The following is a 14,267-nucleotide window of genomic DNA, read 5'->3' as shown; positions in this document are numbered from 1 at the left end:
GGCCAGTGTCGGGCTTCCGCGAGGTGAGTCAAGGGCGCGTTCCGCGTCGCCTTCGGCGATGACCCTCCGGGCCACCCTTGACACACCTCGCTCCAGCCCGGGGAAGAAGCGAGCGAGCGGCCCGAAACAGCGGTGGCCCCAGCGGCAACGGGCCCCCAGGCCAGCCGGGTGCGCGCCGTCGGCGAGGGCACGCGGACGCGCCTCACATGGACGCCGGGTCGGCTTAGCGGCTGCGGGTGGTGGGCGGCGGGTGGATGGGGCCCCGCTGGTCGCCGCAGGCCGTGATTGGCGGATTTGTGCCAACGGGCGCAGCAGTACCGCAGGTCAGAGGGGTGGGTAGGCGGTCGCAGTGGCCCAAATCCGCCAATCACCGGCCTTCGTGTGGGGTGAGGGGCGCTGGGGTTCCGCTGGCGGGGGCTCCGGTCCTATCGTCTGCCCGTGAACGGAAAAGGCGTTCCCCTGTCCCCGACGGTCTACCCGCTCGCCAAGGGACGTGCGTGGGCCATGCTGGCCGGTTCCCTGGTCTTCGTCGCTGTGGGCGTCGTTCTCCTGGTCGCTCACAGCACCGTGAAGATGACTGTGGCGGGGGTGCTGGCCGTCCTCTTCTTCGGGTTCTGCTCGGCGATCTTCATCCAGCGCCTGCTTCGCGACCGACCGGAACTGGTGCTGCACGACCCGGATGCCTACCTGGCTCGCGCACCCAAGCTCGCCCGCAGGACCGCGTCCATGAACGCACGGCTCGGCTTCGGTCCGGCCAACATGGCCACGAACACCTTGCCGGTGCCGCCGGAAGCGGTCCTGGACGCGATGCGGCGCCACTGCCCCGGACTCGCAGTACAACTGCACTGAGCCCACCCCCAACCCACCGTTCGCCGCCAAGCCCTCCCGGCGTGCTGGCGAGGCGCGGTCGCGCTCCCCTTCCGACGGTGCGGACGCAGTTGGCGGCGGGGACCGGTGCCGGTGAGGGGGCCACTTTCCTCCGGTCGCCCGCTCGCTTCTTCCCCGGGCTGGAGCGAGGTGTGTCAAGGGTGGCCCGGAGGGCCATCGCCGAAGGCGACGCGCAGCGCCCTTGACTCACCTCGCGGAAGCCCGACACTGGCCGAGAAGCGGGCGGCCCGACGGCCACTTCCCGGCATCCGTTCACATCAGTTCCCCGAGAGGCCCCCGCAGCACCCGCCTCAGTTCCTCAGCTCGCACCACACCGTCTTCCGGTCCGGCCCCTGTTCCACGCCCCACCGCTCGGCCAGCGCGTCCACGAGAGCCAACCCCCGCCCCGACTCCGCCGTTTCCCCGGCCGACAGCAGGACGGGCAACGCGCGCGGGTCGGGATCGGTCACCTCGATCCGGGTACGGTCCCCCACCGCCGTACCCCCGACCCGGACCGTCACCGGTGTTCCCTCGCCGAGGTGGTCGATGACGTTCGTCAACAGCTCCGTCGCACACAGCCGGACGTCGAAGCCGTGCGCGCGGAGGTGGTGGCGCAGTTCCGGCGCGGCCTTCGGCGTGGCCAGCAGGTGCAGTTCCAGCGGTGCCATCGGCGTCATCACTCCGCCGCCGCCTTCCTCAGCGCGGCGGCCAGCGCCCGCGCCGTGGCCGTGTTGCAGTTCCCGAGCGTGACGAGTCCGGCGGGCGGGGCGTACGTACCCGCGAAGCTCGGCAGGTCGACCCGGAGCGAGGGGAGCGTGATGCCGTGCAGGGCGAGCGCGGCACGGAGGTCCTCGACGCAGAGCGTGACGTCGTAGGCGGTGGGGGAGCGGTCGGACATGAGAGGCGGCAACCTTCTGTGCTGTGCGTGACGAACGCCTCACAGAATGTCGCCGCGCTCGCTACCGTGGAAGAGGTTTCGCGTTCGCGACCAGGGCAGCGGAGGAGAGTGAGCGGTGGCTCGGGGCAAGGACATTGACGGCTCGATGAGCGTCCCGACCTTCTACGGCAAGGAGTTGCGGTGGAAGCGGGAGGCGGCCGGCCTGTCGTTGGAAGCGTTCCTTGAGGGCAGCTTCTACGGCAAGACGTACCTCAGCGATATCGAGCACGGGGAGCGGAGGATGCCCATCGATCTGGCTCGGCATGCGGATCGGGTGCTGGACACCGACGGCTTCTTCGAGCGCCGTTGCGAGGATGTGCGGAGGGCGAGGAGGGCTGGGCACCCCGCGTATTTCGAGAAGGTCTTGGAAGCGGAGAAGTATGCGCTGGCCATCGAAGAGTGGTGCCCGACGCTCTTGCCGGGACTACTTCAGACTCCGGCCTACGCGCGGGCTGTCATCCTGGCCGGTCTCCCGCTGTCCTCCGACGCCGAGGTGGAAGAGAAGGTCAGCGGCCGAACAGCGCGCGCCGCCCTCTTCGAAGCGGACCACCACACCCCGGAGTACTGGGTCATCATGCACGAGTCGCTGCTCACCCAACCGCTCCTGGAGGCACCGGACATGGCGGTGCAGCTCGATCACATCGGGAAGTTGGCGGACCGGCGCCGGATCACTCCGCAGATCGTTCCGTGGAAGCAACGGGCGTATCCCCTGATGGCCGCTTCCATCATGATCATGACGTTCCCAGATGCCCCACCGCTGGTTTACACCGAGGCGTCCTACAGCGGAGTCACCGTCGATGATCCGGCCCTCGTGGAGCGGTACCGCAAGGCATACGATCGGCTCAGGGCCGTCGCGCTGTCACCAGACACGTCCCTCGCCATGATCAAGTCAGCGGCAGAGGATTACCGAAATGGCAAGCAATCGGATCGACTTCAGTAGAGCTCTCTGGTTCAAGAGCAGCTACAGCAACGAAGACGGCGGTAACTGTCTGGAAGTCGCCTCCAACGTCCCCGGAGTCATCCCCGTACGCGACTCAAAAACCCCCGGCGGCCCCGTCCTCCTCCTCCCCCCCACCGCCTGGACCCCCTTCATCGCCGCGCTCAAGTCCCGCTGACCAGCAACGCGAACGGGGCGTGAGGTGCCCGGCACCCCACGCCCCGTCAGCGAGACAACAACCCGGCGACTTACCGCTGCCGGAACGACTCCACATACCCGTTGGCCGGTGAGCCGACCCCCGTCACGTCGTCGTAGCCCTTCACCGCGGACAGCGAGCTGTCCTTGCCCAGGCTGCGGACCGACGTGAGAAGACCGTCCGCGGCGTCGAGGCCGTTGGCGAAGTCCACGCGCGCCACAGCCAGCCCCGACCCCGTCGGGTTGTCCGTGACGTCGTGGAAGACGCCCTTCTTGCCGTACTTGGCGTAGATCACCGGGTTGGCGAAGCCGAGGGGCTTGCCGCCGCGGGCCTCCTGGGCCAGGGCCTGGACCGCCGCGATGACCGGCGCGGCCAGCGAGGTGCCGCCGATGCGGTACTCGCTGTACTGCTCGGTGCCGTCGGGGAAGGTCTGGGTCTGGCCGACCAGGAAGCCGGTGTTCGGGTCGGCGATGGCCGCGATGTCCGGGACGACGCGGTTGCCGGAGGCGTTGTTGGCCGTGGCCAACGCGTTCGGCACGACGCCCTTCTGGTAGTACGGCTCGGCGACCGTCTTGCTGGTGCCGCCGCCCGCGCCCGAGGTGAACGCGCCGGGGAAGCCGACCCAGCTCTTGCCGTCGGGTGCCAGCGAGGCCTTCTCGGTGCCCCAGCCGGTCTCCCACTGGTACTTGTCGCCCTTGCCGACGGCCAGCGAGGTGCCGCCGACCGCGGTGACCCAGGCGGAGTTGGCCGGGGTGTCGACCTGCTTCACACCGGTGTTGGCGACCTGGTCGCCGTCGTCGCCGGAGGAGAAGTAGAAGCCGATGCCCTGGACCGCGCCCAGCTGGAAGACCTGGTCGTAGGCGGCGGCGAGGTCCGGCGTCTGGTTGGCCTCGACGTCGCCCCAGGAGTTGGAGACGATGTCGGCCAGGTGGTCGTCGACGATCTTGCTGAGGGAGTCCAGCAGGTCGTCGTCGTAGCAGGAGGCCGCGCCCACGTAGGTGACGTCGGCGTTCGGGGCGACCGCGTGGACCGCCTCGACGTCCAGGGTCTCCTCGCCGTACCAGCCGGCGGCCCCGCACTCGTCGGTCTTGGTGTAGTTCTTCGGCAGCACCTGGTGCAGCTGGCCGGTCTTCCAGGCCGCGTCGCCGTTCTTCACCGCGTACGCGCCGGCGTCGTAGGCGATCGTCGGGGAGGCGTACGCGTCGGTGATCGCGATGCGCACCCCGTGGCCGGTGTACGTGCCGGCGCCGTACGCGGCGCGCAACTGCTTGCCGGTGTAGCCCTTGACGGCGTACGGGATCTTCTGGCCGTAGGCGTCCGGGAGCGTCGTCGCGACGTTCGAGCCGTAGTACGACGAGAAGGGGCCGGCGTTCTTGAAGACCGCGTCCGGGGGCGGAAGCTGGTCGTCGTGGTTCGCCTTGTGCGGGGCGGTGTCCAGGCCGGTGACGGTCAGCACGGCGCCCTTGAGGGTGGCCGGGGCGGAGGCCGTGCGCGCCGGGGCGCGGTAGGTCTTGGAGCCCTTGGCGTAGTTGTGCAGCTGGGTGCCGAACGCCTTCTCGGCGGCGGCCACGTCACCGGAGACGGCGACGTAGTGCGGGGTGACCGCGGTGACCGTCAGACCGGCCGACTTCAGCCAGGACGTGACGGCGGCCACCTGGGCCTTGGTGGCCCCGAAGCGGGCCTGCGCCTTCTTGGCGCTGAGGTACTTGCCGTACAGGGGCGAGCTGGGGTCGGACACCGCCTTGGCGTAGGCGGCGAGTCCGGCCGCGTCCCGGCCGGCCAGGTAGACGCGGGCCTTGACCTGGGAGGTGTCCGAGGTCGCGCCCTTGTCCGCCTTGGCCGTGGCCCAGAGCGGCTTGGTGCCCTTCAGTACGTCACGAGCGGGGCTGTCCGCGGCGTGTGCCGCGGGTATGCCCAGCGCCAGCGCACCGGCGATCATGGGCAGTGTCGCTGCCATGCTCACACCGGCGCGCACGGTGGCGCGGTTGGATCTCATAGAACCCCCTGCGATGCGGTTCGCATGCATGTAGTGGTTGGCACGTCGTGGAGGCGCGCGCCGGCCCGCGGCGGTGTCGGCCGGCGAGTGGATCACACGATGGGGGCCACTCTTGCGATGAACCGTTCATGCGAGGGGAACGTGAAAGTCAAGAGAAGCTCAAGTAACCGCCATGTCGGGCGGTTTGACCCTTTCGTCCTTGCGGCGGTGTTACGAACGGGCTTGCGCGCCCCGCTCCTTGAGCATTCCGGCCATCAGCTCGATCTCCGACTGCTGCGCGTCGACCATGCCCTGCGCGAGCCGCTTCTCCACGCCGACCGTGCACTTGGCGACACAGCCCTCGGCCATGTGGATGCCGCCCTTGTGATGGTCCGTCATCAGCTGGAGGTAGAAGATCTCGGCCTGCTTGCCGCTGAGCGACCCGAGCTTCTTCAACTCGGTGTTCGTGGCCATACCCGGCATCAGCGCGCCGTCCTTGCCGGAGGCCATGCCGCCCATGCCCATCCAGGTCATCGGCGGGTCGGCCGACACCTTCGGCAGGTTCCACAGGTCCAGCCAGCCCAGCAGCATCCCGCGCTGGTTGGCCTGCGTCTGCGCGATGTCGTAGGCGAGCCGCCGCACCTCCTCGTCCTTCGTGCGGTCGCGCACGATGTACGACATCTCGACGGCCTGCTGGTGGTGGACGGCCATGTCCCGGGCGAACCCGGCGTCCGCCGACTCCGCGCTCGGCGTCTTCGGATCCGATCCGCCGGTCTCCTCGGCGACCGCGTAGGTGATCGCACCGGCCGCGACGAGCACCGCCGCCGCGGCCCCGGCGACCCAGCCGATGTGCTGCCGCCTCACTTCATGACCCCGCCGGTGCACGAGGCGCCCGGCTCGGGCGTCTGCCGGCCCTGCACGTACGTGGCGAAGAACTTGTCCACTTCCGGGTCCTTCGCGCTCTTCACCGCCACCTGGTGGCCCCAGGCCGACAGGATCAGCGGGGCGTCCTGGTTCTCGTACGGGCTCATCAGCGAGTACGGCGTCTTCTTCACCTTCGCCGCGAGCGCGTCGACGTCGGCCTTGGCCGCCTTGTCGGTGTACGTCACCCAGACCGCGCCGTGCTCCAGCGAGTGCACGGCGTTCTCCTCCGGCACCGCCTTGGTGTAGACGTCGCCGTTGCAGTTCAGCCAGACCGGGTTGTGGTTGCCGCCGACCGGCGGGTGCATCGGGTACGACACCTTGGTCGTCACGTGCGTCCGGGACAGCTTGCCCGCCCAGGTCTTCACGCCGTCCGCGCCGGTGGTGAACTTCCCGGAGTCCCCGGAGCCCTTGGCGTCACCGCTCGGCGTCGCCTGGTCCTTGCCGGAGTCGCCCTGTGTCTTCACCAGGACCACACCGCCGACGACCAGACCGACGACGACCACCGCGCTGGCGGTGATGGTGAGCACCCGGTTGCGGCGCTCGCGGACACGCTCCGCGCGCCGCATCTCCTCGATGCGCGCCTTGCGCGCCGCGGTGCTGCTGTTCTTGCCGGAACCCATGAGGCGTGTCCTTCGGGGGAAGGGGGACGTGGACGGTGGGGCCCGCTGATCGTAATGCGGCGGGAGCACCCTTCCGTAGGGAGGGCACAGGAACCGGATAATTTTGAACCGGGGATGCGCATTATCTACGCTCGCGGTATGCGGTTGCTGCGCTCCACCGACCTGGCCCTGCGCGTCCTGATGCGACTCGCGGTCGTCGCCGACTCCACCCCGACGACCCGTCAGGTCGCCGCCGACATGGACGTGCCCTACACGCACGCCGCGAAGGTCGTCGCCGAACTCCAGCACCTGGGCCTGGTCGACGCCCGGCGCGGGCGGGGCGGCGGGCTGGCGCTCACGGAGCGGGGCCGCACCGCGTCGGTGGGCGCGGTCGTGCGGACCTTCGAGGGCGACGGTGACGTGGTGGACTGCGAGGGGACGCAGGGGACGCCGGCCTGCCCCCTGCGCTCCGACTGCCGCCTGCGGGGCGCTCTGCGCGGGGCTCAGGAGGCGTTCTTCGCCGCGCTGGACTCCGTCACGATCGGGGACCTCGTCACTGGGCCGACGGGGCCTTTGCTGCTGGGGATCTCCCGGCGGCCGGGGCTGGACTGAACGCGTCACGGCCAGCCACGAGAGGCCGCCTGGCGTGTGCGGCGCCGTCGTGGCTGGTCGCGCAGTTCCCCGCGCCCCTTCGGGGCGCTCAGCCTCGCGCCGTCTTGCGAGCGCTCAGCCCTGTGCCAGCCACAGGTCGGGGCCGAAGACCTCGTAGTGGATGTCGGCCGGGGCGACGCCCTGCTCGATCAGCTGGGTGCGGATCGCGCGCATGAAGGGGAGGGGGCCGCACAGGTACGCGCGCGTGCCGGGGTGTACGGCGATGCCGGTCAGGTCGACCAGGCCGGTCCGGGTGCCCGGTTCGGCGTCGCGCTCGTAGAAGAAGTGCGCGGTGGCGTCGGGCAGCTTCTCCGCGTACGCCGTGTGGTCGGTGCGCAGGGCGTGGTCGGCGGGGGAGCGGTCGCCGTGCACGACGGTGACCGGGGCGCGGTGGCCGTCGGCCGCGAGGGCGGCCAGCATCGCGATCATCGGGGTCACGCCGATGCCCGCCGAGGCGAGCAGCAGGGGCGTGTCCGGGGTGCCGGCCAGCACGAGGTCGCCGTACGGCTCGGACAGTTCCAGGACGTCGCCGGGCCGCACGTGCGTGTGGAGGTGGTGCGAGACCTCGCCGTCGGGCGTCGCCTCGCCCCGTACGCGCTTGACGCTGATCTGGCGCACCGCCTCGCCCGGCGCCCCGGTCAGGCTGTACTGCCGTATCTGCCGGGCGCCGTCGGGCAGGGTGACGCCGACGGAGACGTACTGCCCGGCGCGGAAGCCGGCCACCGGGCCGCCGTCGGCCGGACGCAGCCGGAAGGTGACGACGTCCGGGGTCTCCTCGACGCGCTCGACGACCTCCCAGGCGCGCAGGCCGGGGCCGCCGCTCTCCTCGTACAGCCGCTTCTCGATCGCGATGAGGGCGTTCGCCATCAGCCAGTACACCTCGTCCCAGGCGGCGGCCACCTCGGGGGTGACGGCCTCGCCGAGGACCTCGGCGATGGCGGCGAAGAGGTGCTCGTGGACGACGTCGTACTGCTCGGGGGCCACGCCCAGGGAGGCGTGCTTGTGCGCGATGCGGCCGAGCATCGCGTCCGGCCGCTGGTCCGGGTGGTCCAGCAGGTGCGTGGCGAAGGCGGCGATCGACCCGGCGAGGGCCTGCTTCTGGGTGCCGGCGGCCTGGTTGCCGCGGTTGAAGAGGTTGCGCAGCAGGTCGGGGTGGGCGTCGAAGAGGCGGGCGTAGAAGCGCTCGGTGATCTCGCCGATCGCCGCGCCGACGGCGGGCAGGGTGGCACGGACGGTGGCTGCGGACTGCTCGGTCAGCATCGGGACTCCTCGGAGAACTCGGCTGATCACCACGCTATGAAAACTTGCATCTGGGATTCAAATTTAACGGGCGTGGTGTCGGTCACGGAGCAAGCGGACCGGCCATTACGGATGCCGGTCCGAGCAGGCAAGATGGGGCGAGAGCGCAGTACACCTGCCGTACGGGAGGCGTTCAGGGCGTGGACGCATCAGTGATCAAGGTCCGCAACGCGCGTGAAATGGTGTTGTGGTGGGATGCTCAGGTGCCCGACCGCCTCCCGTGGTACGGGGGACAGGCGGCCTGACCAGCAAGGATGGGGAAGCGGAAGATGGACAAGCAGCAGGAGTTCGTGCTCCGGACCTTGGAGGAGCGTGACATCCGGTTCGTACGCCTGTGGTTCACGGACGTGCTGGGCTTCCTCAAGTCCGTCGCCGTGGCCCCCGCCGAGCTGGAACAGGCCTTCGACGAGGGCATCGGCTTCGACGGCTCCGCCATCGAGGGCTTCGCCCGGGTCTACGAGTCCGACATGATCGCCAAGCCGGACCCGTCCACCTTCCAGGTCCTGCCGTGGCGCGCGGAGACCCCCGGCACGGCCCGCATGTTCTGCGACATCCTCATGCCCGACGGCTCGCCGTCCTTCGCCGACCCGCGGTACGTCCTCAAGCGCGCCCTCGCCCGCACCTCCGACCTGGGCTTCACCTTCTACACCCACCCGGAGATCGAGTTCTTCCTGCTGAAGGACCGCCCGCTGGACGGCTCCCGCCCGACCCCCGCCGACAACTCGGGCTACTTCGACCACACCCCGACCAACGTCGGCATGGACTTCCGCCGCCAGGCGATCACCATGCTGGAGTCGATGGGCATCTCGGTGGAGTTCTCCCACCACGAGGGCGCGCCGGGCCAGCAGGAGATCGACCTGCGCTACGCCGACGCGCTCTCCACCGCCGACAACATCATGACGTTCCGGCTGGTCATGAAGCAGGTGGCGCTGGAGCAGGGCGTGCAGGCGACATTCATGCCGAAGCCCTTCTCCGAGCACCCCGGCTCCGGCATGCACACCCACCTGTCCCTCTTCGAGGGCGACCGCAACGCCTTCTACGAGTCCGGCGCCGAGTACCAGCTCTCCAAGGTCGGCCGCTCCTTCATCGCGGGCCTGCTGCGTCACGCGGCGGAGATCTCCGCGGTCACCAACCAGTGGGTGAACTCCTACAAGCGCATCTGGGGCGGCTCCGAGCGCACCGCCGGCGCCGGCGGCGAGGCCCCCTCCTACATCTGCTGGGGCCACAACAACCGCAGCGCCCTGGTCCGCGTCCCGATGTACAAGCCCGGCAAGACCGGCTCGGCCCGCGTCGAGGTCCGCTCCCTCGACTCCGGCGCCAACCCGTACCTGTCCTACGCCGTCCTCCTCGCCGCCGGACTGAAGGGCATCGAGGAGGGCTACGAGCTCCCGCCGGGCGCCGAGGACGACGTCTGGGCCCTCTCCAACGCCGAACGCCGCGCCATGGGCATCGAGCCCCTCCCGCAGAACCTCGGCGAGGCCCTGACCCTCATGGAGGGCAGCGACCTGGTCGCCGAAACCCTCGGCGAGCACGTCTTCGACTTCTTCCTCCGTAACAAGAAGCAGGAGTGGGAGGAGTACCGCTCCGAGGTGACGGCCTTCGAGCTGCGGAAGAACCTGCCGGTGCTGTAGGCCCGATCCAGGAGGGGCCGGCGGTCATCGATCGTCGGCCCCCACGGTCGTGAACACGCACCCGCGGTCGTCGGTCCGGGGTTCGCCCGGCCCTAGCATGCGCCTGTGGCACCGCTGCTCGCCGTGTGCGCCGGGTACTTCATGGTCATCCTGGACGTCACGATCATCAATGTCGCCGTGCCCGCGGTGGGCCGTGCGCTTTCGGCCTCGCTCACCGGCATCCAGTGGATCACCGACGGCTACACCCTCGTTCTCGCCGGGTTCCTGATGACGGGCGGTGCGCTCGGTGACCGGCTGGGCAACCGGCGGGTCTTCTGCGCGGGCGTGGCGCTGTTCACGGTGGCATCGGCCCTGTGCGCGGGCGCGCCCAGTGCCCCGGCACTCGTCGCCGCCCGGCTGGTCGAAGGGCTCGGCGCGGCGCTGATCGTTCCCGGCTCGCTCGCCCTGCTCCAGGAGGCCTACCCCGAGCCGGCGGCCCGCTCGCGCGCCTTCGGGCTGTGGGGGTCGATGGCAGGGATCGCCGCCTCCGCCGGGCCCCTGCTGGGCGGGCTGCTGGTGTCCACCGCGGGCTGGCGGTGGGTGTTCCTCATCAACGTGCCCGTCGGCGCGGCCTGCCTGGCCCTGACAGCGCGGTCCGTCGCGCCCTCGCCGCGGCATCCGGACCGCGCCGTGGACTGGCCGGCCCAGGCCGCCGTGGTGGCGGCCGTCACCCTGCTGACCGCCGCCCTGAACGAGGCCGGACGGCGCGGCTGGTCCGACCCGGCCGTCCTCGCCGGACTGGGTCTGGCGGCACTGGCCGTGGCCGGGTTCGCGGTGCGTGAGCGGCTCGCCCGGGGTCCGGCCCTCCCGCCGCGGCTGCTGCGCTCACCGGCGATGAGCGGAGCGGCCGTCGTCGGGCTCCTGTTCAACCTCGGCTTCTACGGCATGGTGTTCACCGCCAGCCTGTACTTCCAGCACCAGCGCGGCTTCAGCGCCCTGCGGACCGGGCTGGCGCTGTTCCCGGCCGTGGCGGTGACCATGTTCGCCTCCGTCCTGTCCGGGCGCCTGACCCGCCGTACCGGAGACCGCCCGCTGGTGGTCTCCGGCATGCTCCTGGGCGCCCTCGGGCTGGCCGGCTGGGCCGCGGCGGGGAACGACCCGGCCTACGCGCTGCTGGTGGCCCCGATGACGGCCGCCGGCTTCGGCACGTCCTTCGCCCTGACCGGCTCCACCACCACGGTGATGGGCGCCGCGCCCCGGGCGTACGCGGGAGCCGCTTCCGCCCTGTTCAACACCACCCGCCAGATCGGCAGCGCCACCGGCGTCGCGCTCGGCGGCAGCCTGCTGGCGACCAGTACGGACTACGGCTCCGGGGTGCGCCTCTGCATGGCCGTCGGCGCCCTCGCCTACCTGCTCGCGGCGGGCCTCGCGTGGCGGTGCGTGCCGGCCGAGGCCGTCCGGACCGCCGCCCCGTGACCACGTTCGACGGTCGGCTCAGTGGTCGCGCAGGCACTCGATCTCGTAGTCCCCGCTGTCCTCGTCGATCGTCACCCCGTGGGTCTCGCTGCGGAAGCCCGGGAAGCGGCGGTCGAAGGTCTCCAGGGCCGTGAGGTAGCGCAGGAGGGGGCCGTCGGGGGCGCCGGTGGACTCGCCCGGCATGAGGACCGGGATGCCGGGCGGGGTGACCGTGACCATCGCCGCCGCCACCCGGTGCGCCGCGTCGGCGATCCGCACCCGCTCGGTACCGCCCCGCACCAGGCGCTGGTAGCAGTGCTGCGGCGGCTGGACCGGCTCCGGGAGCTGCTGGAACGCGGTGTCCAGCAGCTCCACCAGGCGCGCCGAGCGCAGCTGCTCGTGCATCTGCCGGCACAGCTCGCGCAGGGTCAGGCCCGAGTAGCGGCGAGGGTGCGCGGCGACCGCCTCGGGAAGGACCCGGGCGAGCGGGGCGTCGGCGTCGTACAGGGCCTTGAAGTCCATCAGGGCGTCCAGCAGCGTGCCCCACTTGCCCTTCGTGATGCCCATCGAGAACAGGATCAGCGTGGTGTAGCTGTCGGTCTTCTCGACCACGATGTTCCGGGTGGCGAGATAGGCGGTCAGGACGCGCGCCGGGATGCCCTCCTCCGCCATCTCCCCGGTCGCGGTGATGCCGGGGCAGGTCAGCGTGACCTTGACCGGGTCCAGCATGCAGTGGCCCTCGGTCAGCCCGGGGAAGCCGTGCCAGGCCGCGCCCGGCTCCAGCAGCCAGCAGGACTGCTCCGTGCGCAGCAGTTCCGGCGGGGCCTCGTCGAAGGGCAGGCGTTCGCCGGTCGCCGAGTCGGTGACCTCCTCCGGCTGCCAGACGCCGAAGAACCACGGCGGCCGGTCCCCGGCGCTCTCCACCCGCCGGCGCAGCCGGACCATCTCCTGACGGAAGCGGACCGCCTCCGTCACCGCCTCGTCCACCAGCCACTCGCCCTGCGGGCCGTCCATCATCGCCGTCGCCACGTCCAACGAGGCGATCATCGGGTACAGCGGCGAGGTGGTGCCGTGCATCATCAGGGCCTCGTTGAACCGGTCGTGCTCCACCGGCGCCCGGGGCGCGGGCCGTACGTGCACCATCGCCGACTGGGACAGCGCGGCCAGCAGCTTGTGCGTGGACTGGGTCACGAAGACCGTCGGCCGGTCCGGGCCCGGGAAGGCGTCCGCGTCCACCGACATGCCGTACCGCCCCCGGTACAGCGGGTGGAACCGGGCGTACGCGAACCACGCCTCGTCGAAGTGCACCCGGGGCGTGCTGGCCGCGAGCGCCCGCGCGGTGGGTACGGCGGCGTAACTCAGGCCGTCGTAGGTGGAGTTGGTGAACACCGCGTACTGCGGCTCGCGGGACACCGCACCCTCGGCCAGCGGGTGCCCGGCGATCCGGGCCGCGATCGAGTCCGCGGCCAGCTCGGCCGGGGGCAGCGGCCCGGCGAGGCCGTACCCGTTGCGCGTGGGCACCAGGTAGACGGGCCGGGCGCCGGAGACCACCAGGCCGTGCAGCACCGACTTGTGGCAGTTGCGGTCCACCAGCGCCAGTTCGTCACGGGTGACGCTGAAGTGGCCCACCAGGCGGTTGCAGGTGGAGTCGCCGTGCAGCACGAAGTAGGTGAGGTCGGAGCCGAAGACGCGGGCCGCGTTGCGCTCCGCCTCCCCGATCGGGCCGGTGTGCTCGAACAGCGAGCCCAGCTCCTCCACCGAGATCGACAGGTCGGAGCGGAGCAGCCGTTCACCGAAGTAGTCGTGGAAGGCGCGCCCCGCGGGCGACTTGAGGAAGGCGACGCCACCGGAGTGGGCCGGGGTGTGCCAGGAGTACTCGTGGGCGTCGTCGAAGCGCCGCAGCGCCCGGAAGAACGGCGGCAGCACGTCCTCCCGGTAGGCGCGGGCCGCGCTGGTGATGCGGCCCGCGATGAACCCCGGGGTGTCCTCCAGCGGCCACACGTACCCGACGACCGTCTCCGACACCCACAGCGGCAGCTCCCGCACGCCCTCCTCGGCCATGACCAGGAACACCGGCAGATCCCGGAACCGCCGCCCGATCCGGCGCAGTACGGCGGCCCCGCCCGGGTTCCCGCCGGGGGCGCCGTCCGCCGGGGCGAGCGCGGCGCCGGGACCGTCACCGTGCCGCCGTACCCCGTCCCCCGGCAGGTCCCAGGCGACCACGGCCGCCGCGAGGCCCGCCTCGGTCCGCAGCACCGCCTCGGCGTCCTCGGCGCTGACCGCCCAGCGCACCTCGAAGCCGTCCGCCTCCACGGCGTCCCGGATCTTCCGCAACTGCTCGGCCCCGGCGCCCTCGGCGCGCGGGTGCTGCGGTACCGCGACCAGGATCCTGCTGTCGGCCATCGCGTGCCCTCGCCTTCCCCGGTGGCCACGCGGCCACCACGCCGGAAAGTCTCGGGCGTGACCGGACACGACGACGGCGGCCGGGTACGGCAAACCACCGTGATGACGGAAAACCAGGGCTGCCGCGTTGACCCCCGACGGGACCTAGTGTCCTGCGCCGGAGATCCGTCGGCAGAATTGGGCGAGGGATTCAAGGATTTCCTCGGCGGTCTTGGTCCAGATGAACGGCTTTGGGTCTGCGTTCCAGTCCTTGACCCAGGCGCGGATGTCGGCTTCGAGTGCCTGGACGCTCTTGTGTGCGCCGCGACGGATCTTCTGGTCAGCCAGAAAGCCGAACCACCTCTCGACCTGGTTGATCCAGGATGAGCCGGTCGGGGTGAAGTGCATGTGAAAGCGAGGGTGCCTGGCCAGCCA

The 14,267-nt window shown here is 71.0% G+C and carries 13 protein-coding genes and 1 pseudogene; 6 read left to right on the top strand and 8 right to left on the bottom strand.

Going from position 1 to position 14,267, the window contains the following annotated elements; genetic code table 11:
• Nucleotides 1-438 precede the first annotated feature (438 nt).
• The gene (locus IE294_RS39575; protein ID WP_229917798.1) at nt 439-849 is read left to right on the top strand and encodes a hypothetical protein; all 411 of its coding nucleotides are present in this window, start codon (nt 439-441) and stop codon (nt 847-849) included.
• Nucleotides 850-1,178: 329 nt separating this feature from the next.
• Here IE294_RS39575 and IE294_RS39570 read toward each other — a convergent pair whose 3' ends face one another.
• Both IE294_RS39570 and IE294_RS39565 read right to left on the bottom strand, forming a co-directional pair.
• A complete protein-coding gene (locus IE294_RS39570) occupies nt 1,179-1,535 on the bottom strand; it encodes an ATP-binding protein (protein ID WP_189894265.1) in 357 nt (118 codons plus the stop codon).
• Nucleotides 1,536-1,543: 8 nt separating this feature from the next.
• On the bottom strand, nt 1,544-1,765 hold the full coding sequence (locus IE294_RS39565; RefSeq protein WP_189894229.1) for a hypothetical protein: 222 nt from the start codon (nt 1,763-1,765) through the stop codon (nt 1,544-1,546).
• Between the two features lie 115 nt (nt 1,766-1,880).
• Here IE294_RS39565 and IE294_RS39560 point away from each other — a divergent pair, with 115 nt between their 5' ends.
• Entirely contained in the window at nt 1,881-2,744 is an 864-nt protein-coding gene (locus IE294_RS39560; RefSeq protein ID WP_229917796.1) for a helix-turn-helix domain-containing protein, read from the top strand.
• Complete coding sequence (locus IE294_RS39555) at nt 2,716-2,919, top strand: DUF397 domain-containing protein (protein WP_189894228.1); 204 nt, start codon at nt 2,716-2,718, stop codon at nt 2,917-2,919. Before IE294_RS39560 ends, IE294_RS39555 begins: the two co-directional genes overlap by 29 nt.
• A gap of 70 nt (nt 2,920-2,989) precedes the next feature.
• On the opposite strand, the gene IE294_RS39550 is transcribed toward IE294_RS39555, so the two are convergent.
• From IE294_RS39550 to IE294_RS39540, 3 genes are all read right to left on the bottom strand, one after another.
• On the bottom strand, nt 2,990-4,933 hold the full coding sequence (locus IE294_RS39550; RefSeq protein WP_189894227.1) for a S53 family peptidase: 1,944 nt from the start codon (nt 4,931-4,933) through the stop codon (nt 2,990-2,992).
• 210 nt (nt 4,934-5,143) lie between these two features.
• Entirely contained in the window at nt 5,144-5,776 is a 633-nt protein-coding gene (locus tag IE294_RS39545) for a DUF305 domain-containing protein (RefSeq protein WP_189894226.1), read from the bottom strand.
• A complete protein-coding gene (locus IE294_RS39540) occupies nt 5,773-6,456 on the bottom strand; it encodes a thioredoxin-like domain-containing protein (protein ID WP_189894225.1) in 684 nt (227 codons plus the stop codon). The genes IE294_RS39545 and IE294_RS39540 overlap by 4 nt, the downstream gene beginning before the upstream one ends.
• Before the next feature lie 138 nt (nt 6,457-6,594).
• Between IE294_RS39540 and IE294_RS39535 the strand changes: the two genes are divergently transcribed.
• The gene (locus tag IE294_RS39535) at nt 6,595-7,047 is read left to right on the top strand and encodes an RrF2 family transcriptional regulator (RefSeq protein WP_189894224.1); all 453 of its coding nucleotides are present in this window, start codon (nt 6,595-6,597) and stop codon (nt 7,045-7,047) included.
• 114 nt (nt 7,048-7,161) lie between these two features.
• On the opposite strand, the gene IE294_RS39530 is transcribed toward IE294_RS39535, so the two are convergent.
• Nucleotides 7,162-8,346: a globin domain-containing protein gene (locus tag IE294_RS39530; protein ID WP_189894223.1), complete on the bottom strand. Its 1,185-nt coding sequence runs from the start codon at nt 8,344-8,346 to the stop codon at nt 7,162-7,164.
• Between the two features lie 308 nt (nt 8,347-8,654).
• Here IE294_RS39530 and glnA2 point away from each other — a divergent pair, with 308 nt between their 5' ends.
• Together glnA2 and IE294_RS39520 are read left to right on the top strand one after the other, a co-directional pair.
• A complete protein-coding gene (glnA2, locus tag IE294_RS39525) occupies nt 8,655-10,016 on the top strand; it encodes a gamma-glutamylpolyamine synthetase GlnA2 (RefSeq protein ID WP_189894222.1) in 1,362 nt (453 codons plus the stop codon).
• A 105-nt stretch (nt 10,017-10,121) separates the two neighbouring features.
• Nucleotides 10,122-11,471, top strand: a complete 1,350-nt coding sequence (locus IE294_RS39520) for an MFS transporter (protein ID WP_189894221.1) — start codon at nt 10,122-10,124, stop codon at nt 11,469-11,471.
• An 18-nt stretch (nt 11,472-11,489) separates the two neighbouring features.
• Here IE294_RS39520 and IE294_RS39515 read toward each other — a convergent pair whose 3' ends face one another.
• Both IE294_RS39515 and IE294_RS39510 read right to left on the bottom strand, forming a co-directional pair.
• Nucleotides 11,490-13,853, bottom strand: coding sequence for an Orn/Lys/Arg family decarboxylase (locus tag IE294_RS39515; protein WP_189894220.1), 2,364 nt, complete (start codon nt 13,851-13,853; stop codon nt 11,490-11,492).
• Between the two features lie 144 nt (nt 13,854-13,997).
• Nucleotides 13,998-14,267: pseudogene (locus IE294_RS39510) on the bottom strand (IS630 family transposase); the annotation flags it as partial.

It is taken from the genome of Streptomyces canarius (genome assembly GCF_014650735.1).
Classification (GTDB): Bacteria; Actinomycetota; Actinomycetes; order Streptomycetales; family Streptomycetaceae; genus Streptomyces; species Streptomyces olivaceoviridis.
Note: the sequence above shows the minus strand (reverse complement) of the source record. Positions and strands in the feature narration are given on the sequence as shown.

What these genes read in the sequence shown, in the direction of transcription:
- IE294_RS39570 (WP_189894265.1), bottom strand. Translation starts at nt 1,535, where the DNA reads ATGGCACCGCTGGAACTGCACCTGCTGGCCACGCCGAAGGCCGCGCCG.
- glnA2 (WP_189894222.1), top strand. Translation starts at nt 8,655, where the DNA reads ATGGACAAGCAGCAGGAGTTCGTGCTCCGGACCTTGGAGGAGCGTGAC.
- IE294_RS39540 (WP_189894225.1), bottom strand. Translation starts at nt 6,456, where the DNA reads ATGGGTTCCGGCAAGAACAGCAGCACCGCGGCGCGCAAGGCGCGCATC.
- IE294_RS39535 (WP_189894224.1), top strand. Translation starts at nt 6,595, where the DNA reads ATGCGGTTGCTGCGCTCCACCGACCTGGCCCTGCGCGTCCTGATGCGA.
- IE294_RS39515 (WP_189894220.1), bottom strand. Translation starts at nt 13,853, where the DNA reads ATGGCCGACAGCAGGATCCTGGTCGCGGTACCGCAGCACCCGCGCGCC.
- IE294_RS39530 (WP_189894223.1), bottom strand. Translation starts at nt 8,346, where the DNA reads ATGCTGACCGAGCAGTCCGCAGCCACCGTCCGTGCCACCCTGCCCGCC.
- IE294_RS39555 (WP_189894228.1), top strand. Translation starts at nt 2,716, where the DNA reads ATGGCAAGCAATCGGATCGACTTCAGTAGAGCTCTCTGGTTCAAGAGC.
- IE294_RS39550 (WP_189894227.1), bottom strand. Translation starts at nt 4,933, where the DNA reads ATGAGATCCAACCGCGCCACCGTGCGCGCCGGTGTGAGCATGGCAGCG.
- IE294_RS39565 (WP_189894229.1), bottom strand. Translation starts at nt 1,765, where the DNA reads ATGTCCGACCGCTCCCCCACCGCCTACGACGTCACGCTCTGCGTCGAG.